Origin of the sequence: Arthrobacter arnarulunnguaqae (assembly GCF_051262515.1) — a bacterium.
Lineage (GTDB): Bacteria > Actinomycetota > Actinomycetes > Actinomycetales > Micrococcaceae > Arthrobacter_N.
The window spans coordinates 175,673-200,490 of the sequence record NZ_JBIMER010000004.1 but is presented as its reverse complement, the minus strand read 5'-3'; the positions used below and the strand labels follow the sequence as shown (position 1 = coordinate 200,490).

Genomic DNA, 24,818 nt, shown 5'->3' with positions numbered 1-24,818 from the left:
TCTAGGGGTGTCTACGTGGTTTCTGCTTGTCCAATGGCTTTTTGGCACGCGGGTCTGGGAACCCGAACCCTGACGGGATTCGGAGAGGATTCTTTTGTGGGGCTGGTGCCCCGGGTGGGCGGGCCGCTTCGGCGGCCCGCCCACGGGGCATTGCCTAGGCCGCCCGCGCGGCCAGGCGGGCCTTGGCGCGGCTGTGGTCCGAACCATCGTTGTTCAGGCGGCTGACGCCCGCCGGCAGCTGCCGGCTCGGGACCAGCGCGTAGCTGACGGCGGACATGTTCGCCGCGGCAGAACCGGCCACGCTGCATTCCTCGTCGTCAAGCCGATCCAGCTCTGTGTCCGTCATGATGCCGACCGTCGCCTTGATCCACTCCTCCGGGGTGATCTCCCAGCCCGCGACCGTCCCGGCGCCTTTGAAGGGTCGGAACTTCTGCTGCTTGCTGACCTCCTTCATCGCCAGCTCCAGCTTCTCCAGGGTGAGTTTCTCGAAGTTGCGGGTGCCCTGCAGCGCCTCGACGGCCGCGGACTTCACCAGGCGCAGGTTTCCGTTGTCCATGACCCGGCCGATGCACAGGGGCGCGAACCCGACTTCCGGCTTCGTCGGAGGGCCCCAGCACACGCGGTTGGTGGCCAGCAGGTCGTTGAGCGTCGCGAGGTACTTGCCGTGCGTCGCCTCGGCCTTGTCACCGTAGTTGTTGCGGTGCCGGCGCCACGCCTGAACGAGCTCCTCGCGGTCCTCCTTCAGCAGCTCCGCCATGTCCGCGGCCTCTTCGTCGCGGCCCTGCGCCCGATAGGCATCCGCGACCATGTCGTACACGGCACCGAGCCCGGCCATCAGCGGGGCCAGGAGCTCCAGGTCCCGTTCGCCCGGCTTCTCGGCGTGGGCCCCCATGACGGTGTTCTCCTTGGCGACCGTCTCGTTCAGCTCGGCCAGGATGACCTCGCGCGGGTTCTCCGTCCCCACCGCCTTGCGCAGCCAAGCGACCAGGAGGGCTCCCAGCAGGTCCTCCGCGGCCCGGGCGCGTTCAAGCTCGTCGATCATCGCCTTGACTTCGCCGCGGCCGGCCAGCAGCTGGTTGTGCTCGGTCGGCGTCGCGGACAGGAAGCGCTGCACGGTCGAGGGGGTGAGGCCCAGGTCGGGCAGGTCCTCGCCGGTGATGAGCGGGAACCGGACGCTGAAGGGCAGCATGGGCTTGGTGATCCAGTTCCCGGACGCGTCCCGGACGGACGTGGTGGGGACCGCGTCGGACTCGTAGCCGATGCGGATGGCGTTCATGATGAACGTGCGCAGCTCGCGGTTGAGCTTGTCGTCGTCGTTGTCGCGGGCGTCGTCGAACCCGAGCATGAGGTTGTTGCCGTTGAGCAGCTGCCGGGTCAGGGCCGCGATCGTTCCGTTCAGCTTCACCGGGGACCGGCGTCCCCAGGAGACGCCGTACGGCATGGAAAGGCAGCGGGCCGCCTGCGTCTTTCCGGAACCGCGCTTGCCGAAGATCAGGAACCCGCCCTGCGGCTGCAGGCCCAGAGCCGTCGCGGCGATCGCCGAGAGCGTCGTCGCCCACACGAACTGGAAGTCCGGGCTGAAGATGCCGCGGACCTGCGAGTACCCCTCGAACGCTTCGGTGACCCGCTTGGGCTCCTGGTCACCGTCCACGAACGGAGTCGTGGTGTCCGGGTGGCCCTCGGCGATCCCGCGCAGCGACGGATCGAACCCGCCGGCGGTAATCGCACCGTTGGTGGTCAGGAACACGAGCCTGCCGTTGTGCTCGTACATGCCGGTCGTCTGCACAGTGGTCTCGCGCTCGGCGTGCACGCTCGTCTTGCGCCACGCGGTCAGGGTCTTGCCGGCGAAGTAGGCTTCGTGCACCACCGCGGACGCCTCACCGTCCGTCAGGACCGACAGCGTCTCCGGAACGTTCGCCAGGCCGCTCGTGAGCAGCGCGTACGGCCGGTCCACGAAGTAGGCGACGTTGGTGGTCTCGTGGCCCTGCGCGTCCTCGGAGAGCCAGGTGACCGTTCCGGACATCCTCTGCGAAGGCATCGTCGAGGGGTACGGGGAGGTGACGACCTTGAGAGCGGTGACCTGCACGGCCGCCTCAGCCCACGGGACGAGGGTGGCGACCGGCTGGCCGTTCTCGTCTTCGCCCTTTTCGACCCCGTAGGTGACCCCGCCGACGATGTCGGAGACGCCGGAAGCGATGCGGGCCGGGCGCCCCTTGATGCCGGGGCGCTCCGGGAGCGTCGCCACAGCCAGGTTTTCGAGGTCGGACCAGCGGCCGCCGGCGGCGATGAAGTCGTCGACCCCGGTCTTGCCCTCGGCGCCCGGCAGCAGGAGCACGGAGGGTTCCGCGCCCTTGTTCGACACGTGGCTCAGGATGTCGTATGCGGCGTCCCACACGTACGGGTTGTTCTGCACGTCCGCGTCCATCGCGATCCACACGGCCCGGTTCTTCAGGGCCAGGGTGGCCCAGTCTTTCTTGCCCCGCCAGTTCTGGCAGCCGATGATCTCCACGACGAGCACGCGGTCCTCCGCGGGGATGCGCTCCATGGCCGCGGTGAGGGCGGCCTGCGCGGCGTACATGTTGCCGCCGTGCTCGTTGGCGAGTTCGGCCCGGGTCGCGCCGTTGGCGATCAGGTACGCGGTCAGGGCGGCTTCGGCCTTCAGGAGCCCCTCGGCGACGACGATGAGCTGCGCGTCGAGGTAGCAGGCCGGGGTGGCCGGGTGGGAGCCGATGACCGTTTCGACCCTGGCCTCGTTTAGGTACTTGCGGAGCTTGTTCTTGGTGTCCGGCTCCGGGTTGGCGGGGCGGATCTGGTAGGTGGTGCGCTCCGGGGGACGGCCGTTGGTTGCGGCCTCGAACACTTGGGTGCAGGAGTACCAGGGCATGATCAGCGCGTCGCCGGTGGCGGCCGCCTCCTTCAGCTTCTTGCCGGCGCCGGTGCGCATGTCCTCGATGCCCAGGACGGTCTTGGCGGCGTCCGCGGCGGTGGAGGGGGTGGCGGTGCGGTACCCGCGGGCCGCGGCGACCAGCGGGGCGACGGCCGACTCGGCGAGCTTCGTGGCGCCGTGCGAGGTAGCCCCCAGCGTGTAGGTGTAGTCCGTCGCCACCCAAGGCATGGCGGTCGGGGCGCTCGGTTGGAAGTTTGGGATGACCAGCTGCGGGACGGCCGGCGCGGCCGGGGCCGCTGCGGGGGTGGTGCTGTTGTTCAAGGTTTTTCTCCTGAGTCGTGTGGCCCTTGAGAGGGGGCCGGAATGCGTTGGCGTTAATACCTATGGCCTCCGCGTTCCCACGGGTGTCACTTCCGCCCTTTTGGGCTTGTGCATTGCCGTCCGCGATACGCATTTCAGTGGCTCCGGACGCCCGCATCTCTGTATTCACACGGATTCTGGGGTGTCGGCATTCGTTCCGGGCGCCTTCGGGCGTTCGGCTACAGCACAACGCTCAAGTGGCGTGTGCCGCACCGGCCGTGCCAAGACACTCCCAAGGGGTCCCGAATGGAACAAAAGCGGGTTGCGCGGAAAACCGTTCCGTCTTGTTCCGCACCCCCGGAACGTCCCAAATCCGCAACAACACTGGGATGCAGGAGCCTCCGTGGGTCGCGTTCCGCGTGTTCCACACATTGCGGCGGGGATGTGATGGGGTAACCGCAGAGGGTGTATACCAATGTGCAGACCCGTCTATTGCCCCTATATATCTTTTTTGTGGAACATCTGGAACATCAGGAATTGAAGAGACAAAAACCGCGTCGTCACCGGGATGCAGGGCTGTCGAACATGTTCCGGAGGTGCGGAACAGTTCGGAACACGCGGAACGCGCCAGCGGAACATGCCGAACGCGTCGACGGAACAGGAGGCCGCAGCCTATGGCGTTGGTGAACGGCCCTGAACTTCCACCCGCCGTTGCCGAGGGGTTCGCCTCGCAGGCGGTGACGCCAGTCTCCAACGGACGCTCGCCCTCCCCTAGCCCGCGGCGACCGGGTGGTGAGCCGCCGGCTCCTCGTGCCACGGCCCCCTCAATGCTGCTTCCGCACGGGGCTCCTCAGGCGAGTCGACTTCGCTTCGGCGCCGGGGCCTTCCGCCCCGGAATCGACGACCGTCATTAGCCAATCGAATACCTGTTCGATTACAGTTACCGGGTCGGCACGTGAGAATGCCGGTGCGCAGCCCTTCCCCGGTTGCGCTGGGAAGCGGGCGCGCCCCGTCTTTGAAGGGCGGGGCAACGTCCCCAAAGGGGGCAGTGGTGAACAAGTACGACGCGGAGAAGTCGTTGCAGACCCTACTTGAGGCGGACCGGCAGCTAACGGCGCGGTACCAGTCGAGAGCACAGGAGCTGGCAACGGCCTCGCCTAAGAACCAAAAGTCCCGCCTCATCCAGCCGCGTCAACAACTCCTGCCCAACGAGTTTCCGCCCAACACCCACCCTGACGACTGGGAGCCAGACTGCGAGGACGAGCGGGGGACCGCGGTGCAAGAGTTTCACCAGCGGGACTACTTGACGCTGGCGCCATGGGCTGACAACTTCTAGCGGATGCCTGCCAGCGTTTCCCGGCGGAAATATTTCCAGGGGGTTCATTGGACCAGATCGTCGCGGACTAGGTTGCGCGAGAATGGGTGTCGCAAGTCGCACCGAAACGCAGGTGATTCTCACCAGACAGCGCCAAATGCGCATGGTGCTGCATACCCTACTGACGATCCTGACGGGCGGTTTTTGGCTCATCGTCGTTCTGTTCCGGTGGCTCAACCGTAAAGACGATCGAGCCACCGTCACGCGGCGAGCCGATGGAGGCATGGACATTCGCGAGCCCCTATCTAACGAGCACCATAGACAATGAAGATCGGCCGCGACCCGGTACGCAAAAGTCGACTCAGCCGGGACAGCTGACCAGAACGGCCGCACGCCTGGCGTCATCGAATCGCACGCCATCGGGGCCGATCGCTCGGTCACCCGATCGTTCTACACGGCACCAAGCAGGTCCTCGCCGTAATCGCCCTGGCCGACGTCGCCAACGGCGTGGTCCTGGAGAGGGTCGGCGGATACACCCACCGGGTCTCGGCGAACTCCGGCGCAGCCATGACCGGGACCGCAAGGGGCGACGGCACCGGAAAGCCCTCGGGCAGGAAGCGCAGCCGCTCTGAGGCGCCGCTACAGTGGGGGAGGTTCCCCGCCAAGGAGTTTCGGGAGCTATTTTGCTGGCAGATCACCGACTGGGCGACTGTCTGCTAGAACGCCATCACCCACCACACCGGCTACCTCACCTCCAATCCGCCGTTGACGCACCTGGACGCGGACCTGTATGCCACCGGAATCGGCCGCTGGAGATAACCACGAATCGGGCCGCCCCGGCCGGCGCTCAGCGGCGCTTCCCGAGCTCGGGGAGCCCACCCGAGATGATCTTGGCGTCCCGGACCACCGGCGGATGCCAACGCAGCTTGCGGGTTCTTTTCGCCAGCTCGGTGAACTCGCGGTCCTGCGCGTACGTGGACGCCAGATGCCCGGCCTTCGCCTCCAGGATCTCCGCTGCAAGCCGATCCCGGCGGGCGTCCAACAGATGCGACTCCCGCTCGGGGGCGTTGCGGTACGACGCCGCGAGCTCCATCCGCCGGGCGTCCAGCCTTGCCAGCGCCTGCGCGGCGGTCAGCCGGCTGACCCGGCCAAGGGCCGCGGCCCCGACGCTCCGCTTCTCTGCCGGGACACTCGCGGCGGGCTCCCGGGGGTGCGCCTCCGGGGCGGCCGCGACGAGTCTCCGGGTCCAAGCCCTCAGGTCGGCGATGTCCTCCGCCCGGACGTCCCTAGCGGGGCGGAAAACCTTGCGCAGGATCGTCTCGTTACCACGGATCAACCCCAGCCGGGTCGGCTCCGGAAGCCACCGGAGCGGCTGCCCGCCGTCCGCGAGCAGCTTCGTCCTGCGGTGCGCGTCCCGGAACACCTCCAACGCCGGATCGTCCGGGGCTAGGGCCGGCTCCCACACGGTGCCGCGCACTATGGCCTTCACGGCCTTCGCGGTCGCCTTCGTCCCGAACAGCTCCTTGAGCCACCGGACCACGTCGTCCCGCTGTCCCGGTGTCGCGTCCGCCCCGTCCAGCAGCATCTCCCGCATCGTTTCCACGTCTGCGCGCGCGCCAGCAAGCGCCCTGCCCCCGGCAATCAGCCGGACGACCCGCCCATGCACCCTGCTGAAATCCTCGGCCATCCCCATGGGGACCCGCTTTCCGCCGTCCACCGTGGACGTCCCCACACAGCGTAGCGGCCGGCCCCGGCCGGGCCCATAACCAGGAACCGGGCCCCCGCCACCGGACTCCTACAGGGCAAGTCACGCGACAGGAGACACCGTGACACCGCAGGCCGCCCCGTGATGCGCTTGGGAAACGCGCTGCCCGGACGCTGGAGCGTCGGCACCGTCTACGGCGGACCCCGCCTCCACGGGTGCGGCACTGGGCTGCTTAGGAGATTTCGGACAGCGGAATTGTTGGTTTTCTACGCTGCCATCGCCAGCGTTTGGTAACTGTAGTGGACGTCGTTGGGTCGCCGGTAATCGAGTGCCGAATGGCGTCGGCGGCTGTTGTAGAAGCCTTCGATGTAGCGGATGAGGTCGCGTCGGGCCTGGGCCTTTGTCGCGTAGACGGTGCGGTAGACCCGCTCGTTCTTCAGCGCCGCGAAGAAGCTCTCCGCGGCCGCGTTATCCCAGCACACGCCGGTCCGTCCCATCGACGGTCGCATCCCCAGGGAGCCCAACAGAGCGCGGAAGGACGCCGAGGTGTACTGGCCGTATTCAACCGGTCGTCGCAACAGTCTGTTGTTGGGCCGAGCGTAGCTGATCTTCGAAGGCCTCTGCCGGGGTCCGCCACGCGAGGATGCAACGCGGTCGGTCGTTCATGGCATGGGCCACGGCTGCGATCTCGCCGGCGCTCCATCGGGAGAGGTCGGTGCCTTTCGGAAAGTACTGCCGCAGCAGCCCGTTGAGGTGCTCATTGCTGCCGCGCTGCCAAGGGCTCTTTGCATCGGCGAAGTAGACGGGGACCTCGGTCTCCTCGGTGAAGAGAGCGTGCGCTGAAAGTTCCTTGCCGCGGTCCCACGTCAACGACCGGCGTAGCTCCGGAGGCAGCGACGTCAGGGCCTTCGTGAGGGCGTCCTTCGTGCTCAACGCTCCATAGTCGGCCAGGGCCGGTCCGTTCTTGGTGCGTGCGACCGTTCCGTAACCTTCCTGGCGGGGCAAGTGGACGAGCATCGCGTACCGGGTCGTGCGTTCGACCAGCGTGGCCATCGCTGACCGCTGGAGCCCGATGATGAGATCCCCTTCCCAGTGCCCTGCCGTTTTGCGGTCCTCGACCTCTGCCGGCCTCTTCGAGATCACTGTCTGTTCGGTGACGTGGGCCCATGTGCGCTGGCGCGTCCGCGCTCGGGGAACGCGTTTGGTCCTGCCGCGTCGCAGGCACCGGGACATCCTTCGCTCCAGTCCGCCCCGGGCTTCGATGTAGAGCGCCTGGTAGATGGCCTCGTGCGAGATCCGCATCGACCCATCTTCGGGAAAGTCCAACGGCAGTCGCCTGGCGATCTGCTCCGGGCTCCACCCCGTCACCCACGCCCGGTCCCCGCGGTGGGGCTTGTTTTTCCCATCCCGTGCCGGTCCCTTCGGCCCCGCGATCCGTCCGTCAGCGGTGTGGATGGCGCCGTTGAGGCGCCCCCAGCGCTAAGTACACGTCATTCCGAGTGTGCTGCAGATGAGCGCCTGGAAGGCGCACGCCTTGTCCATGCGATGTGTCTCGAGTCGATGCCTGAAGAGCAGGCCTTCGTCGCGGCTATTGCCAGCTTGGGCCTGCTGGTGCCGCACTATGACGTTGAGACAATCAACGTTGCTCGGGCTGTTTTCGCTGAGGAACGCATGGCTTCGCGGCTGGCGGCTCTTGACACTGACTGAGGAGGGTTCGTCCTCATAAACGATTTGGTCGGCGCCGATGCATTGTGAACAACCTCGCGAATCCCTGGAAGATCGCGAGCCTCATTGACCAGGAACTCGCTAGTGCCTCTTCCGTGACAAGCGGCCGGAAACCTCGTCATCCAGCGCAATTCGGCGCCGCGCAATGTTGTTCTCACGGGCGCTTCTTCCCTAGCGGTCCCTAAAAGTCGCCACCGGATCTAGACGTACCACGACAGCGACCGTGTCTGATGCGAGCAAAACCCATCGGATGGAGCATTCTTAGCGATGAGACCGTCGGGATAGGTGGGGGCATGGGTATGGATGTTGCGGCCAAGCTGCGCGAGCGTGAAATATCGTCAATACGCGTTCAAGTCGAGCATGATCTGGTCGAGACAGTTTTCAAGAGTCTTGATGAAAGAGGTGGGGCGCAGGAACTCGTGCGGCAGCAGTACTCCGGGCGCTATCCCTTCGAACTCCTCCAGAACGCCAATGACGCAGCACTGAATACTGGCAAGCGTGGGCGAGCTACATTCCTCCTCACCGAGACCGCCCTGATTGTTGCCGATAACGGGTTCGGGTTCGGGGAGGAGCAAGTCGAGGCTATCTGCTCGCTGGGCCGGTCATCGAAGGATCCTGGCACCTCAGTGGGACATAAGGGGCTGGGATTCAAGTCGGTTGGAGAGATTAGTGACCGGCCTCAGGTCGTCAGTCGGCAGGCATCGTTTCAGTTCGACGGAGAGCGGGTGCGCCAGACAGTGTTCGCCGAGCTCGGAAATATTCCGGAACAACAGAAGTTCCCTGTCTACGCCTTTCCATTCCCTATTGAAGACCGCGACTTGGGCGCCGATGTCGACGTCGTAGCAGAGTTGCTCGCTGCCGAATGGACAACTGTCATTCGCCTCCCTTTTCGGGACGGCATCGCGAGGGAGACCGTAGCTGATCACCTCGTGGCAAACCTCCTGCCACGGCTATTGCTTTTCCTGCACGGTGTGGACCACCTCGAGCTCAGGGGTACGCACGCTGATTTTGCGGTCGAAGTCAGCCGCGACAGTGATGGCCCGGTGGAGCACGTGTTGCTAGAGATCGAAGATCGTGATGAGGAGTGGCTGATCTACCGAGGCGAAGTTGCCCCGGACGCGAGCATTTTGGCGCCTCTGGGAGCCGCATGGGCTGAGATTGGGGGCGTCAGCCTCGCTGTCGCGGTCCCTTTGGACGCTTCCGGGTACCCCAGCCTGGAGGAGTCCTTCCCATTGCATGTCTATTTCCCCACCGATGAGCGGCCCGGAACCCACCTCGCGATTCATGCCGAATGGGCCCTCAGTATGGACCGAAGACAGCTCGCCAGCACCCCTGAGGCAGTGGCATACAACGGGTACTTGCTCGAGGAAGTGGCCGCCTTCCTAGCCGAGACAGTCGCGGCGGACCTCATCGGTCGAACCGGTGCTAGCAAGCAGGCCATTCAGGCGCTGGTACCGACGCTGTCTGAACCGACTTCGGGATCAGCGACACGGCTTCGAGAACGATGGTGTCGGGCACTATCGCGCACACCGTTTCTTCCATCTATCGAGGGAGCCGCTTTGCAGATGCCCGGCGACATGCAGTTGTTGCCGAGAAAGCTTCCGAGTCTCGCGGCGGCCCACGCTGTGGCGGACTTGCATCGGAGCCGCACGCTTCGTCCCGACGTTGAGGCACTTGAGCCGGTGCGCGTTTTCCTCTTGGGGCTTGGTGTGGAGGAAATGCGCCTCTCCGAGTTCCTCGCCCATCTTCGGCAACCTACGAGGACGACTCTCGACGCCTATTACGAATTCCTGGTGGACTGGCGGAACTCGCTCGGACTGTCGTTGGTCGCGGCCCTCAGGAAGTTGCCGAGCGTCCTGAGCACGAACGGCGACCTTCTCGCGCCGGCCGATGGCCCCGTATTTCTTCCCCGGGTGCGTGGAGACTCCGCAATTCCGCATGACATCCCTGTGCCAATCGCAGAGATGCCGGACGTGGATGGCGCCGAGAGCCTTCTTCGTGAACTGGGGGTGAAGTCGTTCGAATGGCGCGAACTAATACGGGAATTCCTCATCGGCATCCTGGCCGATCCGGACGCGGATCCGACAGAGCGTGCCCGAGCCATGGTCGGCTTGCGCGCCTATCATGCTGTCCGCCTCTCGGGCAGCGAGGACCTAGCGCAGGGCCTTTCCCGGGTGCTGCTTCCGGCCCGTTCATCAGATGGATCGGCGCGGGGCTTGCGTGCCGGCGGAGAGCTTTATTTCGATGCCTCATGGACCGGGTCCGAGGACTTAGAGACCATCTACGGGCCGTTCCGCCAGACCGACTTCCTCGATATTGCCGCACCGCTTGAATCGGACGAGAGGGAAACGGATCGGAGCTTCTACCGAATGCTAGGAGTCGCGGATCACCCAAGACTGGATGTGGCGCAGGCGGCCGAGAGGGCCTCGTTCATGGTCGACGGCATCCGGCATCCCCATCGTGGACCAGTTTTCAAAGAGTGGCTGAGCCACCCTGCGGTCGCGGAGGCAGCCAGATGTCCCCAGGGACACCCTGCGTCTCAACAGTTAAAACGCTCGATCGTGCTAGACCGGCTACTTGAGCTCGTCGAGTCTAAAGATCCAGTGAGACTGATTGCTCTCTGGAAGCAATTGGGCCTGAGCTGGGGCAACGTCTTCGAACCGGAGATGACGGCTATCTTCCACTGTATTCATGGCAGTCATGTGGGGGAGCGGGATAGGCGCTGCGAGTCACTCTTAGCCTACGTTCTCGGCAGTCGCGCATGGGTGCCGGTCGCCCGGGCCGGTGTGGCCGACGTGGTCTGTCCAGAGGAGGCTTGGATCGAATCCCAAGAAACGCCACGACACATCAAGGAGCGAATCCCGCGAATAAGTGCGGCGATGTTCCAGACTCGTGGTGGCGCTGCAATGGCTGGGGCCCTGCGGCTGACAGATGCCGCACGTCCCAAGGTCAGAGATTTACTCATTCTACTCAGTAGCGTCGGGGAGGAAGCGGGCGGATCGGGTGAAATAAGTCGTGAAACAGAACTGTCTGCTCGTTACATACAGCGCACGCTCAATGACGTGCTGGCCGATGACACCGAGTTGCACCCAAAGCCGGACAGTGTCCGTCTCTTGGCGAGTTTCCAGGGCGCGAAGCGTTTCATTGCACAACCGCCGTATGCGGAGGACCCCCTCCTTCGCGACACTTGGGAGCGCCAGCGTCCCGTTTTGGCAGCCGAGGCGGGGCTCAGTCGGCTAACTCGGTACCTGTCACTATCGAAATTGGATGACGTCGTGGAGACGATAGCGGTGCCATATGGGGAACACACACAAGGCTCTGCGCTTGACCAGGTGCGAAGGAAAATTCGCGACATCAAGCCTTACATTCTGGCGTTGGTACGTTCCGAGAATGCCAGGGCTGAGAGTTCGGCACGACGCGCACTCAACCATCTTGAACTTATCGTCTGCGATCGGCTTGCTCTGCAGTACGCCTACGACGGCATCGAGGTCGAGCGTGGTGATGCTGTTTGCTATATCGCTGTGCGCAAGGGGCAGGAAGGCACAAGGCGGGGCAGCGTCGGAACGGCCTATCTTGAACTCGAGGAGGGCCAGCCACACTGGTTCCCCCTGGGGCGCCAACTGGCCCAATATCTGGGTGTGCCTGCCCTCTCTGATGCCATTACGATGCTCCTGACTACGTCCATTGAGGACCGCGACCGAATGATGGCTGATCGACATATCCCGGCGGCGGACATCGACGATGCGCGGCATCAGCTCGGACTCGAGATTAAGCTCGAAGAAGACATTGGTAACGTGCTCGATGACCTAGCCCCTGCGCTCAGTGGCGAACGCGCGAGTCGTTCAAGTGGTGCGGGATTGGGTGCGGCCCAAGGCATGCCATCCCTAAGCGATGCCGCGCCCAGTGCTCGCGCGACGCCAGCGTCAGAAGGCGGAGGCCATGAGGTCACTGTGAGCGTCCCGGACGTTGACTATGAATCGCTGCGTATTACAGAGGGTGAACCTGAGCCTTTCGAAACGACCGTAGGCGCGACGCGACACTTTGATAGCCGAGGGGGCGCCGTGATCTCGACTGCACCTTCCATTGGAGATGTTGAGGACAACCGTCGCGTCGGGAAGCGCGGCGAGAAGATTGCATATATGGCCGAACGCGCGCGGCTGCGTGGGCTCGGCAAGAACCCCGACCTCGCGATTTGGGTGTCAGAAACCGACGAACTGTCGCCTTTCGACCTGAAAAGCATCGATGCAGACGGCCAGGTAATCTACATCGAGGTGAAATCCACGAAAGGATCCGCTCCAGGTGCTCCGTTCTATATCTCGCACTCAGAGCTCGTTGAGGCGAGCTTCCATCGCGAACGCTACTACATTTACCGTGTGACCAGTGTGGACACGGCAAGTCCGCAAGTCACCAGACTCTCCGACCCGCTCCGATTGGTGAAGGACGGGAAAGGGCGCCTGCTACTGGCCAAAGCCCACATGGAGCTTGCTTTTGCTGGGGAGTCTGCAGTTTTCGATAGGAGCGAAAATTAGCAGGCACCCCCTAGGCATGCGTTGCCCGTCCATCTTGCGAGGTCGGGGGCGCACGGAGCTTCGCGAACTCCGCCACTTGCAGCGGCCTTGCCCGGGCACCCGACGGTAGTTCGCCATTTGGGCTCGCGCAACGGGGCATGAAGGTGAAGCCATAGGCAGTTGCTCCGCCCGCCGCGTGATGTTTGGTGGGGTGGCACCGCGGCATACGCCATGCCAATAGCACGGTAGTAGCCATAGCGAATGCGGCATTCCGCCGTGAGTCCTTGCCTTAGGCCCTTCGGCCGCGCGCCACGACACGAAACGCTCGTTCACTTCGGTCCGCTGCCTCCACTTGTCGATTTAGGACGAGGCGCGAACGCCGACAAGAGTTCGCTGCGATCGGTGATTTCGTCCGCCGGTGCCACATAGTGGACGCGAGTCGTGTCTTCATCCTCGTGGCCCAGTTGCTCTTGGGCAGCCGGAAGTCCAGCGTGCTTTGCGAGCAACGTGGCAACGGCTTTGCGATAGGCATGGGGATTCACGGGCCCGATACGGCCGAACTCGATCGAGTTCGCGAAAGCGGAGAGTGCGCGCAGTGGCCGCCGGATTGCCGAAGGAGCGGTGAAGCTACCGGTACGGGTTTGAAAGACCGGTGCGGTAGCGGGGGCAGGATCGAACTCCGACCGGATCGACTCAAGGCTGCGCCAAGCAAAATCCGGGAGGGCCATAGTCCGGAATGCCTTGCTGTTCTTTCCGTAGGACTGCCGGTACATCGGTCCTTGCCCTTCGATCATCGCTCCACTGCAGGTGAGTCGCCGTTCTTCGAAGTCGATGTCCGCCCAGCGAAGTGCCATGACTTCGCTGATACGCATGCTTGTTCCCAGGATGAGATCCACAACCTGTCCCAGCCGCGCATTCGGAACAGGGCCAGGCATCCTCGCATTCTTGCGTAGTTCGATCAGTTCGCGTAGCAGCTCCACAGCCTCCACAGTCGGGGCTTCTGGGGGATTCCTGCGAGGGCGGGGAAGCCGCACGTCTCGCGCAGGATTATCGGGGAGGAGGCGAAGCCGTTTGGTCTGCGCGAGAGTCAGCCGCAACACAACAAGCGCCATTCTTGCCTTTGAAGCCCCAGAGGACCCGTCTCGATCAACCAGACTTGCCAGGGATGTCTCGATGACCAGTGGCTCGAGATCTGCTAGAAGGACGTTTCCCAGCAAGGCGTTAACGACGGCCGCCGAGTGTGTGTATTGCCGGAATGTAGCGGGCGTAATGAAGCCCGAGGGCTTGACGACGGCGTCCTTCTCCACGACGTTGAGTCCCTCCACCCAGCCGGCCATGGCGTCTTTTACAGTTGGGGATTTCTTGCCCAGCCCATCGCTTTTTCCCGCGCGTTTCAGCGCAGTGCGACGCAGTTCAGCCGTCGCCCTGTCCCGCGAGGTGCCCTCGGCGCTGGCCCGGTGCAGCAAGCCGTCCCGGCCCCGGTAGCGACCCGTAGCCTTCCACTTCTTCGTGTCCAACTCGATGAGTACGACCTTGCCGATCTCGCCGACCGGCTTCCGCTCGCGGGACATCAGGCGACTTCTTCGACGAGCTGCTGGGCTTCCATCCAGCTGATGAGGTCGCTTTCGAGATAGAGCGCTGCCCGTCCGATCCGGCGATAGGGAGGACCAATCCCGGAAGAAGCCCAATTTGTGAGCGTCTTGGGTGACTGGTGCAGCCACCTTGCAGTCTCTGCCCGCGATAGTAGGTTCGTATTGTTGATCGTCTTGTCCATGATCTTAGTGAGCGGTGGTTTCCGGGTCTGGTTCTCGCGCTGCGCGGGAGTGGATCGTCACGGCGACTTCGTGACACTTTGGCGACAGTGGTCCCGGCTCTGAAGGCCATTCCAGGGCACCAGGGATACGGAACGCCCACGACCGTTCTCCTTCGTCCTGTACGGATGGGACTTGCCCGGTCAAGTCAGCGGGGGCGTGCTCACATGGGTGCCGTCCAAGCGGTGAAGGAGCCGAACGAACGACGGGCGTCACGCCGCCTTTGAAGTTATTTGGTTCATCGCTGCGGACGCTGAAATCGAGAAATGGAAGCCTGAAGCTGCGGACGGATCTTAGGGTCACGTGCTTGACTGCCAACGCGAGGCGTCCACCATTGTGGCGCCAGAAGCCACTTATGAGCCAATAATCCCGGGAGCACGAGGGAGATTGTGGGACTTCCCGGGATACCTGGGCTGTCAGTACTGCGTCGCCCTGCCCCTACGTGGCGCCGTAAGGGGGCAAAACCGCCCATTGGGCCGCTAGTACCAGGACGGCCTCAACATCTTGTACCGGTGACAGGGGGTCACCGGTTCGAATCCGGTAGGGGGCTCCTCATAGTGACCACTGACTAGGTTTTTTGTGGGTGCCGGGTACACGGTTACACAGCCGAAACTGATCTCTTGCCACTTATTCGCCACTTATTCGTTTTCGTCTGCCTTGTAAAGGTTCCTTCTTGGAAGCTCGCTCCATGAGCCCGGCGAGACTTTCGGTGTAGTGCTGTCTCGCAGCATCGCCACGTCATGACTGGGCTCTCAGGGTGCGACCACCGCGCCGGGCAAGCCGCGCGCGTCCACGGCGAAATAGACCTTCGTGGTCAACTCACCGCGGGAACGCCTGAGCCGGTGGCATATGGTGTTCCCGTGTCTGATCTGCAATCCCTTGCTCCCGACGCGCCTGCGGAGACGGCGGTCCCTGCCGGGCCGGTTTCTCGTGCGTCCCTTACCCTTACCCTTACCCTTACCCTTGGTCATGTGCTCGCGGGCATGGGCGCGGACCATGACCCGGCGGTCAGGCCGGAGGACGTCCACGTCATCCGCCACGCCTTCAAGCCGGGTGACGCGCATGCTCTGCGTGGACCGGAGGACCTGACCGAGGAACGGGTCCTCGCCTACACCAGAGCCTAGGACATCTCGCCTCGCCGCTTCCCCGCGGATCCTCCCCGGTACTGGGTGGTCCTCGTCGCCGACGGCCAGCGCCGTTCCCGACTCTGGGGCGCCTTCGAGAACCACGGCGAGGTGGGCGCGGAGCGTACTGAGGAGTACCGGTCCTTCGACCTGCGCCCAACCGGCTTCCTGGCGCCCCCTAGTGACCGGCTCGTGGTCGAATGGGACAACCCCCGCAGCTGGCACCGGAGCGCCGTCTCTCCGAGCGCCGCGCGCATGCCGGTGTTGGAGATCGCCGACCGGGACAAGGTGCCTTTCCCGGGGTTCGACGGCGTGTTGCTCACCCACCAGCAGCTGCGGGACATGGTGGAGGATCCTCGGTACGCCGACTGGCGTGTTGCCCTGTCGGAGGTCCAAGGGATCTACCTCATCACGGACTCCACCAACGGGAAGCAATACGTCGGCAAGGCGGACGGTGCCGAACGGATCCTCGGCCGGTGGACGGCCTACGCGCGTGACGGCCACGGCGGCAACGTCGCCCTCCGCGAACTGGCACGGTACAGCGCGCCCGGGGCCGCAGCCGGGGCGAAGGCGGACCACGCCCGACACTTCGTGTTCAGCCTCCTCCGCGTGTTCGGGCCCAGCACGCCCTCCTCGGAGGTGAACGCAGCCGAGTCACACTACAAGGCGGCGCTGATGACCCGGACATTCGGCCTCAACAGGAACTGATCGAGCCTCCAACCCACCCCGCCTACGCTCAGTGCAGACTAGGATGCTGTTGATTTAGTGGTCTTTTGGAGGGCCGGTTCGGGTGTTTTTGTACCGGGCCGGTCTTCCTTGGCGTTGGGAGCCTTGGTGGCCCACGGCTTTTCGATCACCGGTTTTGGGTTGGGGATCGTTTTCGGTGCCATCCATGGGCGGTTACCGGGCTCCGTGGCGGGTTACGGTCCCGGATCCCACCCCTGCCGGGGTCTCAGGCCAGGATCCACGCCCCTTCTTGGCGGGTGAGACCCAGTTTCAGCAGTCGCCGAAGGTTCAGGCCCGCCAAACGGGTCTGCAACCAGGCGTTGTTCTTGACCGTCCCCCGGTATCTCAGGCGCCGGTTGCCCCCGGCGACCAGCCAGGCAATGGATCGTTCAATCAACGGCCGGTAGGCCCGGTAGTCGTGTTGGAACCCGGTGTCCTTGGCCGCGGCCCGGTGGGCGCGTTGCCTGCCGTGGTGTTCGGTGATGACGACCTTGCGGCCCTTCTTCGCCTTCGTGCACATCTGCCGCAGCGGGCAGCCCTTGCAAGCGGCGCCGAAGTTCACGTTGCCCTTGGCGCTGATCTTGCGCACCACGGCGTTGGGGCATGTGAGGGTCTGCTTTTCCGGGTCGTAGGCGAAGTCATCCAAGACGTACCCACCGGTGACGGCCGGACGCAGCGGCCTGGGCTTGACCACCGATTCATGTCCGGCGGTTTCCGGGGCCTCGAGCATGTTCCCGGAGCCGTAGGCCGAATCGCCGAGCACCTGGAACCGTTCCCCGTCCCCGTCCCCGGTCGCGGCCGCGGTGTCGGTGGTGGGGATGGAGGGGTCGGTGCCCAGCAACTGGATTCCGGCCTCGGCATCTCCGGAGCCCGGACCGCCGGCCTTCGTCACGGCCCCGCTGGTATAGATCCCGGTTTCCGGTTCGCCCACGATGTGGGCCTTGTATCCATCGCGCAAGGCCGAGCGGGACTTGTGCGCGTGCCGGGCCTCGGGATCCACCACCGAAATGATCCGGTCCTTGGCGACCCTGCGGGCGATGCGCCACCGCCCGTCGGTGCCGTCGGACCCTTCGGCCGGTTCCACGTCCTGACCGGCCACCAGGGCCAGCAACGCAAAGGACTCACTGGCCTTGGCTTCCAAGGACTCGGGGTCGACAGCGTCCAGCAACGCGAGCGCGTCGTTGACCAACACCGACACCAAGGCTTCCTTGGCTTCCCTGTCGTCCCAGGCAATGTCCGGCTTCCCGACCCTCGAATAGTCGTACCTGGTGGCATGGACGGCCAACAGGGTAGCTGCCTCGGGGACGTCGCGGCCGAAGCGGCGGATCGCGGCAATGAGCTGCGTGACGGTGTCCTGCCTGGCCACCGCGTCATCGAGCACGGTCGAGTCCACGGCACGCCGGCGCTTGCCGGCAAGGAACCCGGTTTCGGTGACGACCTCGAACACGGCCTCCATGATCCGGTGGGGACGTTCGCTGGCGGCCAGGCGCTTGCGCCAATACGTGAGCGTGGAGGCATGGAACGCGGCTTGGGTGAGCCCGAAACCGCAGGCCGCCTTCCACCGCAGGTCAAAGGTCAAAGCCTCCGCGGTCCCGCGGTCAGACAGGCCCTCCAAGACCTGGAGGACCAGGACCGAGCCGATCACCGAAGCCGGAATCGAAGGCCTGCCGCGGCGCACCGGGAACAGGTCTTCCATCATCGAGTCCGGAAACAACCGCTCCCGGTGCTCGGCCAGAAACGCGAAGGCACTGCCCGGAGCCAACAACTCCCCGGCCAGTGCCTGCACATCCAACAACTCGCGTTGGGCCTGCTCAAATCCTTGCATTCATCAAGCCTTAATGACCTCTTAATGACCACGGCCCGAAACGCCGGAGGCGCGCCTTAAACCTGGAAAATTGTTCAGCAGTTTCCTAGTCATGATGCTGCGACGGGCCAAAGACGAGGACCGGCTGGACAAGGAACTCGCGTCCCTGGCCAAGAACCAGCTCATCGCCATCGACGAACTGGGCTACCTCCCGATCGACACCGAAGGCGCCCGCCTGCTCTTCCAGGTCATCTCCGAGGGGTACGAGAAACGCCGCCTGATCATCACCACGAATTTGGAGTTCTCCCGCTGGGGAAAGGTCTTCGGCGACGACAACATGGTCGCCGCCGTCATCGACCGACTCGTGCACCACGGACGACTCCCGCAATTTTGCGGTGAGTCCTACCGTGTCAAAAACGCCCTCATGAAATAGCCAGCCGCCGAAACGGACCAAAACCATGCCAACGTGGCCCGATTCTTAGCGCCGAAACGCCCTGCTTAAAGTTGACGAAACACACATCGAACCGGTCCCGCGCCGGGACGCCACCGCCAGTCTGCGTGGATGCCGGCCAAACCTGGAGGACGGTGCGGGCATCGGGGCCTGTTGGAGGGTGGGGCAGGGGTATCGATGGGTACGCGCTCCGCCCGCCGGCGTGAGCAGTCGGACATCGTCGCACAGCGGTTCGGTTCCCGGCCCCGATGACGTCGGGGCTCTTGGCAGGTCCTGATGGCCTCACGCAACGTTCGCCCAGGCCTCGCCGGACCTGATGCGTCGGATGCCGGCCACGTTCATCAACACAGAGAGGTGCCGGGGTGGCGGGCACTGACTGCTTGACACGCCACGCCGACAGAGGATATGTTCTATATCACACCTACTAACGCGCGTTAGTAACGCGCATCAGTAGGTTTGTTCCTCCACTACCCCTTCTCCTTGTAGACATCGGATGGTCAATGATGACGAACTCTCGGCAGGTCAAAGTGACGATGCAGGATGTCGCGAACCACGTGGGAGTGTCTCGCACGACCGTTTCGTTTGTCCTGAACGGAGGGACCGGGAACGGAATCCCAGAAGAAACCCGTGACCGCGTCCACCAGGCCGTGACGGAGTTGGGCTACCGCCCAAACGCCGGGGCACGTGCCTTGGCGTCCAAACAGACCAAGCTCTACGGGCTCATCACTGAAATCGTGACGGCGCCATATGCCGCCGATACCGTACGCGGCGCCGAGGAGCAGGCCGCGCGGGAAGGCAAGACACTGCTGATCGCCAATACCGACGGCAACAGTGACACTGACCGGCGGGCCATCGAGACGATGCTTGAGCACCGTGTCGAAGGCCTGATCTACGCGACGAACTGGCATCGGGGAGTGAGGCTGCCATCTGTTGCGGCCGAGGTTCCGACAGTCCTGGTTCACTGCTTCGACGAGTCGGGTGGTTTCCCTTCCGTCATTCCGGATGAGGCCCAGGGCGGCTATGCCGCCACCGCGAGACTCATCGCGGCCGGACACGACCGGATTGGGCTGATCAATCTGGACCCGGTTATTCCGGCTGCCGTCGGCCGTCGGGCCGGTTACGTCCGTGCGCTGGAGCAGGCAGGTCTCGGCCTGGACGAGCGGCTGGTCATCAACGAGGACGGCGAGGCGGACCAGGGCTACCGTGCGGCAGTCTCCCTCCTCGACGGCGCAGAGCCACCAACTGCGATCTTCTGCGCCACCGACCGCATGGCCATGGGCGCCTACGACGCCATCAAAGAACGCGGGCTTCGCATCGGGGACGACATCTCCGTGGTTGGCTTCGACAACCAGGAAATCATCGCCAACTACCTGCGGCCCAGCCTGACGACCGTTGCGCTTCCCTTCCGGCAAATGGGAGTCACTGGTGTCGCGCTGCTGGCCCAACTAGCGGCGGACCGCAACATGGAACCGCTCCAACGCGTTGTCGAATGTCCTTTGGTCGAGCGCACATCCGTGCGTCTGCCTGTCCCGTCCACCATCCGCTAACCCCTTTCCCTTCCACCAACGAAACGAGCTCCCTCATGCCCAAAATCCACCCCAACAGGTCACTGACGGTTGTTGCGGCCACCTTGGCGATTGGCGCGCTGGCCCTCTCCGGCTGCACCGCACCCAGCGCGTCGGAAGGTGCGGCAAACGGCGCGGCCGCCAACGAACTCCTGACCATCCCCCGGGAGGACACGGCAACGTTCACCAGTAATTTCAACCCGTTCTCCCCGAACGCGCTGCCGATGACGCAGCAGTCGGTCTTCGAGCCGCTTCTGATCGTGAACCCCGTCAAGGGGGAGCCGGTACCGTGGCTCGGCGCGTCGTGGAAGGCGGACGACGACGGCAGGGGAGTGACGTTCACGCTCCGCGACGGGGTCAAGTGGTCGGACGGGAAGCCCCTGACCGCCGACGACGTCGTGTACACCTTCAAGCTCCAGAAGGAGATCCTGGGCGGATTCGACTATCTGGCCAAGGTCTCCGCCGTCAACACGCACACCGTCCGCTTCGATTTCAACAAGCCCTACGCCCCCGGACTCTTCGAAGTCGGGCAGCAGGTCATCGCGCCCAAGCACGTCTGGTCCGAGATCGCGGACCCGGCGAAGGCCACCAACGACACCCCGGTCGGCACCGGCCCCTACACGCAGGTCTCCCGTTTCCAGACCCAGTCGTACGAACTGCACAAGAATCCCACCTACTGGCAGCCGGAGAAGCAGCAGCTCGCCGGCATCAGGATGCTCGCCTTCGCCGGCAACTCCGGGGCCAACCTGGCTCTGCAGAACGGCGACGTGGACTGGAGCGACCAGTTCATCCCCAACGTCCAGAAAACCTATGTCGACAAGGATCCGGAACACCGCAACTTCTGGTACCCCACCACCGGAGGCACGATCAACTGGCAACTGAACACCACCAAGGCCCCTTTCAATGATCCCGTTGTCCGCAAGGCCCTCAGCATGGCCGTGGACCGGGACCAGGTCGCCGACCTGGGCATGTCCGGTTACACCCAGCCAGCCGACTGCACCGGCCTCAGCGACGCCTACAGCAGCTGGCGCGACCAGAGCATCGTAGACAAGTGCGAGTGGACGAAGCTGGACGTGGACAAGGCCAACCAGATGCTCGACGACGCCGGCTACGCAAAGGGCGCCGACGGCCTCCGCACACTCAAGGACGGCAAGCCGTTCCAGTTCAAGTTCTCCGTCGGATCGGCCTCCTCGGACTGGCTCTCCGTCGCCCAAATCATTTCCAAGAACATGGAAAAAATTGGCGTGAAGGTTGAGGTCAACTCCCCGGACTGGTCCCAGGTCGTCTCCGGCTACACGGACGGATCCTTCGACAGCGGCATCGTCTGGAGCAACGCGGGCGCAACGCCCGTCGAGTTCTACCGGGGCGTCATGTCCGAGGCGGTCGTGAAGCCGGTCGGCAAGACGGCCAACGAAAACTACCATCGATTCGGCGACGCGGAAGCTACCGCGACGCTCGATGAGCTGGTGGCAACGGCAGACCCGGCGGGGCAGAAGGCCCTCGTCAGCGAGCTTCAGGCACGCTTCGATGAAGTTGCCCCGGTTATCCCGCTGTTTTCCGGCCCGGTGTGGGGCGCGTACACCGATGAGCGATTCACGGGCTGGCCCAGCAGCGAGAACCCGTACGCAACCCTTTCGGCCCGCTCCGCCACCACGGTGCTGGTGCTGACCTCGCTCGAGCCGGCCCAGTAGGCATCGGGTGTCTGTTCGGGGCCGCCGGCCCCGAACAGACACTCAAGCCGAGGCATGCACAAAGCACCCACCCCGCCACCACCTGCCGGTCCCGGAGCACTCCCGGGACGCGCAACCATCAAGAAAGAAACGGAATCATGGTATTCCTCCTTCGCCGCCTAGGGTTCTACGTCCTCGCATTCTGGGCTTGCATCACCCTGAACTTCTTCCTCCCGAGGTTGATGCCCGGGGATCCTGTCAGCAGGATGTTCTCCCAAGTCCAGACCCAGATGCGCCCTGACCAGGTGGATGCGCTTCGCCGGCTCTTCGGCCTGGACGACAGGCCCATGTGGGAGCAGTATTTCACCTACATCGGCAACATCCTCCAGGGCGACATGGGCATCTCGCTGTCCCGGTTTCCCGCCCCCGTTTCGGAGGTGATCGGGTCACAAATCGGATGGACCCTCCTGCTCGGCGGCACGTCCCTGATCATCGCCGTCATCCTGGGAAATTTCCTCGGCATTCTGGCGGCGTGGCGGCGCGGAAAGTTTCTGGACTCGGTCTTTCCGCCGTTGTTGATTTTCATCGGATCGTTCCCCTACTTTTGGCTGGCCATGGCCGCCCTTTACCTCTTCGGGATAACCCTGGGCTGGCTGCCTCTGAGCCATGCCTTCTCCACGGGGCTCAACGCATCGTTCTCCCTCGAATACATCGGCGACGTCATCGCACACCTCATCCTCCCCGCCCTGACCATTGTGTTGGTCTCCGTCGGAGGCTGGATGCTGGGGATGCGCAACACGATGATCGCCACCACCGCCGAGGACTACATCACGATGGCCAGGGCCAAGGGACTGCGTCCCTCGCGGATCATGTTCCAGTACGCGGCACGCAACGCAATGCTTCCCTCGGTGACGTCCTTCGGCATGTCGCTGGGCTTCGTCGTCGGCGGCGCTCTCCTGACCGAGACCGTGTTCGCGTACCCGGGCATCGGCTACCAGCTCCTGACCTCCGTCCAGGCGCTGGACTACCCGCTGACCCAAGGCATCTTCCTGACGATCACCGCCGCCGTGCTGGCGGCCAACTTCCTCGTCGACATCATCTACGTACGGCTGGACCCCCGGGTCCGGGTCAGCTAGAAACGGGTTCCCCATGTCACTCACAGATTCAACACCCACCGCGAGCACGACGGCGGGCAACCCCACCGTTCAGGTACCGGAACCTCCGGTCTCCGGACGCCTGGTCCACGGAGGGTTCGTCCACGGCGTCCTCACAAACAAGAAGGCCCTCTTCGGGCTGGCCGTCCTGGCCGTGTTCGCACTCCTGGCACTGCTGGCGCCCGTGCTGGCACCGGGAAACCCCTCCGACTTCGGTCCCGAGGCATCCCTGCCCCCATCCGCGAGCCACCTGCTCGGAACCACCTCCAAAGGCCAGGACGTGCTCGCCCTTACACTGTGGGGATCCCGGAGCTCGCTGACGGTCGGATTCATCGTCGGTCTGGCCGCGACCTTCATCGGCTGCCTCATCGGCATCGCCTCCGCATACTTCGGCAAGTCCACGGACGAAGCACTCTCGCTCCTGACCAACATCTTCCTCCTCATCCCCGGACTTCCGCTCCTGGTCGTGCTCGCCGCGTTCCTGCCGCCGGGCCCCACCACCGTCGTCGTCGTCCTGGTCATCACCGGCTGGGCGGGCAGCGCCCGCGTGCTGCGCTCCCAGGCCCTGTCGCTGCGCAGCAAGGACTTCGTCGCCGCGGCGGTGGTGACCGGCGAGAAAGCCTGGCGCATCATGTTCCGGGAAATCCTGCCCAACATGGCCTCCATCGTTATGAGCACCCTGCTCGGCTGCGTCATTTACGGCATCGGAGCCCAAGCGAGCCTGGAGTTCCTGGGGCTCGGAGACACGGGGTCCGTCAGCTGGGGAACCAACCTCTATTGGGCCAACAACGACGGCGCCCTCATGACCGGCGACTGGTGGGTGCTCCTGCCCTCGGGCGTTGCCATCGCCGTCGTCGCATTCGCCCTGGCCATGATCAACTACGCCGTCGATGAAATCACCAACCCTCGCCTGCGCGCGGAAAAGAAAGGCTGACCCGTGGAGACCTTGACCGAACGGAACCGCGGATACACCGGCCGTGCCGCCGCCCCCGTGCTGAGCGTAAGAGACCTGAGGGTTCAGTACAGGGCGGAGAGCGGAAACGTCACCGCCGTGGATGGCGTCAGCTTCGATATCGGCGCGGGGGAAGTGTTCGGGCTCGCCGGCGAATCAGGCTGCGGCAAGTCCACCATCGCGAACGCGGTCATGCGGCTCCTGCAGGTGCCGGCCAGCATCACAGGCGGATCCATCGAGCTCAACGGAAAAAATCTCCTGGCCCTGGGCGAGGAAGAACTGAGACGCACCCGCTGGCGCGACGTGGCCATGGTCTTCCAGAGCGCCATGAACTCCCTTAACCCCGTCATGACCATCGGAGACCAGATCGTCGACGTCTTCACCACGCATGAACGGATGCCCAAGAAAGCCGCCCGGGAACGCGCCGCGGAGCTGCTGAAACTTGTCGACATCAGCCCCGACCGCCTCAAGTCCTACCCGCACCAGCTCTCCGGCGGAATGCGCCAACGAGCCGTCATCGCAATCGCGCTGGCGCTCAAACCCTCACTTCTCATCATGGACGAACCCACCACGGCCCTGGACGTGGTCGTGCAGCAGGAAATCATGCACCAGATCAAGGAACTCCAGCAGGAGCTGGGATTCTCCATTCTGTTCATCACGCACGACATCTCCCTCATGGTCGAGCTCTCCCACCGCATGGCCGTGATGTACGCGGGCAAGCTCGTCGAGGTCGCGCCCTCCAAGAACATGCTGGGCAACCCGCTGCACCCCTACACCAGCGCCCTCATGGGAGCGTTCCCTCCGCTGACCGGACCGAGGGTGGAGCTGACCGGCATCCCGGACGCCCCGCCGAATATGGCCCACCCGCCCACCGGGTGCCGCTTCCATCCCCGGTGCCCCCTCGCCGTGGACGCGTGCCGCGGCATCGAGCCACCGCTCCTTCAGGTGGCCGCACGCCACGATGCGGCGTGCCTGCTGGTCCCCGAACACGTCGCCCCCAGCGAAAGGACAAGCCGATGAGCCCCTTGCAGAGCACCCCATCCCGCCCCGAAACGAAGGCGGCGCCCCTGGTCCAGGTACGCAACCTGAGCAAGGATTACCATCTGGGGGGCTTTCCCTTC

At 64.3% G+C, this 24,818-nt stretch carries 15 protein-coding genes and 2 pseudogenes; 10 read left to right on the top strand and 7 right to left on the bottom strand.

All coding sequences use genetic code 11. The features are described 5' to 3' along the window. Positions 1-154 precede the first annotated feature (154 nt). Entirely contained in the window at positions 155-3,208 is a 3,054-nt protein-coding gene (locus tag ACHAAJ_RS06285; protein ID WP_435727141.1) for a hypothetical protein, read from the bottom strand. Between the two features lie 1,030 nt (positions 3,209-4,238). Here ACHAAJ_RS06285 and ACHAAJ_RS06280 point away from each other — a divergent pair. After that, the gene (locus tag ACHAAJ_RS06280; RefSeq protein ID WP_435727140.1) at positions 4,239-4,523 is read left to right on the top strand and encodes a hypothetical protein; all 285 of its coding nucleotides are present in this window, start codon (positions 4,239-4,241) and stop codon (positions 4,521-4,523) included. An 826-nt stretch (positions 4,524-5,349) separates the two neighbouring features. On the opposite strand, the gene ACHAAJ_RS06275 is transcribed toward ACHAAJ_RS06280, so the two are convergent. The 3 genes and pseudogenes from ACHAAJ_RS06275 to ACHAAJ_RS06265 all read right to left on the bottom strand — a co-directional run. Further along, positions 5,350-6,105 (bottom strand): hypothetical protein, encoded by a 756-nt coding sequence (locus ACHAAJ_RS06275; RefSeq protein ID WP_435727139.1) that lies wholly within the window; start codon positions 6,103-6,105, stop codon positions 5,350-5,352. A gap of 368 nt (positions 6,106-6,473) precedes the next feature. Next, a pseudogene (locus ACHAAJ_RS06270) lies at positions 6,474-6,758 on the bottom strand (integrase core domain-containing protein); the annotation flags it as partial. 10 nt (positions 6,759-6,768) lie between these two features. Beyond that, positions 6,769-7,677, bottom strand: a pseudogene (locus ACHAAJ_RS06265) (IS30 family transposase); the annotation flags it as partial. A gap of 548 nt (positions 7,678-8,225) precedes the next feature. On the opposite strand from ACHAAJ_RS06265, the gene ACHAAJ_RS06260 reads away from it, so the two are divergent. Then, the gene (locus ACHAAJ_RS06260) at positions 8,226-12,461 is read left to right on the top strand and encodes a protein NO VEIN domain-containing protein (RefSeq protein ID WP_435727138.1); all 4,236 of its coding nucleotides are present in this window, start codon (positions 8,226-8,228) and stop codon (positions 12,459-12,461) included. Positions 12,462-12,769: 308 nt separating this feature from the next. Here the strand turns inward: ACHAAJ_RS06260 and ACHAAJ_RS06255 are convergent, their stop codons facing one another. Continuing rightward, a complete protein-coding gene (locus ACHAAJ_RS06255; protein WP_435727137.1) occupies positions 12,770-14,011 on the bottom strand; it encodes a tyrosine-type recombinase/integrase in 1,242 nt (413 codons plus the stop codon). Further along, positions 14,011-14,214 (bottom strand): helix-turn-helix domain-containing protein, encoded by a 204-nt coding sequence (locus tag ACHAAJ_RS06250; RefSeq protein WP_435727136.1) that lies wholly within the window; start codon positions 14,212-14,214, stop codon positions 14,011-14,013. Before ACHAAJ_RS06250 ends, ACHAAJ_RS06255 begins: the two co-directional genes overlap by 1 nt. Before the next feature lie 1,020 nt (positions 14,215-15,234). On the opposite strand from ACHAAJ_RS06250, the gene ACHAAJ_RS06245 reads away from it, so the two are divergent. Both ACHAAJ_RS06245 and ACHAAJ_RS06240 read left to right on the top strand, forming a co-directional pair. Further along, on the top strand, positions 15,235-15,375 hold the full coding sequence (locus ACHAAJ_RS06245; protein ID WP_435727135.1) for a hypothetical protein: 141 nt from the start codon (positions 15,235-15,237) through the stop codon (positions 15,373-15,375). Positions 15,376-15,420: 45 nt separating this feature from the next. Then, a complete protein-coding gene (locus ACHAAJ_RS06240; protein WP_435727134.1) occupies positions 15,421-16,083 on the top strand; it encodes a GIY-YIG nuclease family protein in 663 nt (220 codons plus the stop codon). Between the two features lie 244 nt (positions 16,084-16,327). Here the strand turns inward: ACHAAJ_RS06240 and ACHAAJ_RS06235 are convergent, their stop codons facing one another. Next, positions 16,328-17,926 (bottom strand): IS1182 family transposase, encoded by a 1,599-nt coding sequence (locus tag ACHAAJ_RS06235; protein WP_435727133.1) that lies wholly within the window; start codon positions 17,924-17,926, stop codon positions 16,328-16,330. Between the two features lie 91 nt (positions 17,927-18,017). Between ACHAAJ_RS06235 and ACHAAJ_RS06230 the strand changes: the two genes are divergently transcribed. The 6 genes from ACHAAJ_RS06230 to ACHAAJ_RS06205 all read left to right on the top strand — a co-directional run bounded on the left by ACHAAJ_RS06230 (position 18,018) and on the right by ACHAAJ_RS06205 (position 24,717). Further along, positions 18,018-18,338 (top strand): ATP-binding protein, encoded by a 321-nt coding sequence (locus ACHAAJ_RS06230; RefSeq protein ID WP_435727132.1) that lies wholly within the window; start codon positions 18,018-18,020, stop codon positions 18,336-18,338. 518 nt (positions 18,339-18,856) lie between these two features. Continuing rightward, entirely contained in the window at positions 18,857-19,903 is a 1,047-nt protein-coding gene (locus ACHAAJ_RS06225; protein WP_435727131.1) for a LacI family DNA-binding transcriptional regulator, read from the top strand. Between the two features lie 35 nt (positions 19,904-19,938). Further along, on the top strand, positions 19,939-21,612 hold the full coding sequence (locus ACHAAJ_RS06220) for an ABC transporter substrate-binding protein (protein ID WP_435727130.1): 1,674 nt from the start codon (positions 19,939-19,941) through the stop codon (positions 21,610-21,612). A 137-nt stretch (positions 21,613-21,749) separates the two neighbouring features. Further along, positions 21,750-22,727 (top strand): ABC transporter permease, encoded by a 978-nt coding sequence (locus tag ACHAAJ_RS06215; RefSeq protein ID WP_435727129.1) that lies wholly within the window; start codon positions 21,750-21,752, stop codon positions 22,725-22,727. 13 nt (positions 22,728-22,740) lie between these two features. Further along, the gene (locus tag ACHAAJ_RS06210; protein WP_435727128.1) at positions 22,741-23,679 is read left to right on the top strand and encodes an ABC transporter permease; all 939 of its coding nucleotides are present in this window, start codon (positions 22,741-22,743) and stop codon (positions 23,677-23,679) included. A gap of 3 nt (positions 23,680-23,682) precedes the next feature. Further along, entirely contained in the window at positions 23,683-24,717 is a 1,035-nt protein-coding gene (locus ACHAAJ_RS06205; protein WP_435727127.1) for an ABC transporter ATP-binding protein, read from the top strand. Positions 24,718-24,818 lie beyond the last annotated feature (101 nt).

Coding starts and splice junctions, on each gene's coding strand:
- ACHAAJ_RS06235 (WP_435727133.1), bottom strand. CDS start 17,926: ATGCAAGGATTTGAGCAGGCCCAACGCGAGTTGTTGGATGTGCAGGCA.
- ACHAAJ_RS06255 (WP_435727137.1), bottom strand. CDS start 14,011: ATGTCCCGCGAGCGGAAGCCGGTCGGCGAGATCGGCAAGGTCGTACTC.
- ACHAAJ_RS06230 (WP_435727132.1), top strand. CDS start 18,018: ATGATGCTGCGACGGGCCAAAGACGAGGACCGGCTGGACAAGGAACTC.
- ACHAAJ_RS06215 (WP_435727129.1), top strand. CDS start 21,750: ATGGTATTCCTCCTTCGCCGCCTAGGGTTCTACGTCCTCGCATTCTGG.
- ACHAAJ_RS06245 (WP_435727135.1), top strand. CDS start 15,235: ATGGGCGCGGACCATGACCCGGCGGTCAGGCCGGAGGACGTCCACGTC.
- ACHAAJ_RS06210 (WP_435727128.1), top strand. CDS start 22,741: ATGTCACTCACAGATTCAACACCCACCGCGAGCACGACGGCGGGCAAC.
- ACHAAJ_RS06225 (WP_435727131.1), top strand. CDS start 18,857: ATGATGACGAACTCTCGGCAGGTCAAAGTGACGATGCAGGATGTCGCG.
- ACHAAJ_RS06260 (WP_435727138.1), top strand. CDS start 8,226: ATGGGTATGGATGTTGCGGCCAAGCTGCGCGAGCGTGAAATATCGTCA.
- ACHAAJ_RS06250 (WP_435727136.1), bottom strand. CDS start 14,214: ATGGACAAGACGATCAACAATACGAACCTACTATCGCGGGCAGAGACT.
- ACHAAJ_RS06220 (WP_435727130.1), top strand. CDS start 19,939: ATGCCCAAAATCCACCCCAACAGGTCACTGACGGTTGTTGCGGCCACC.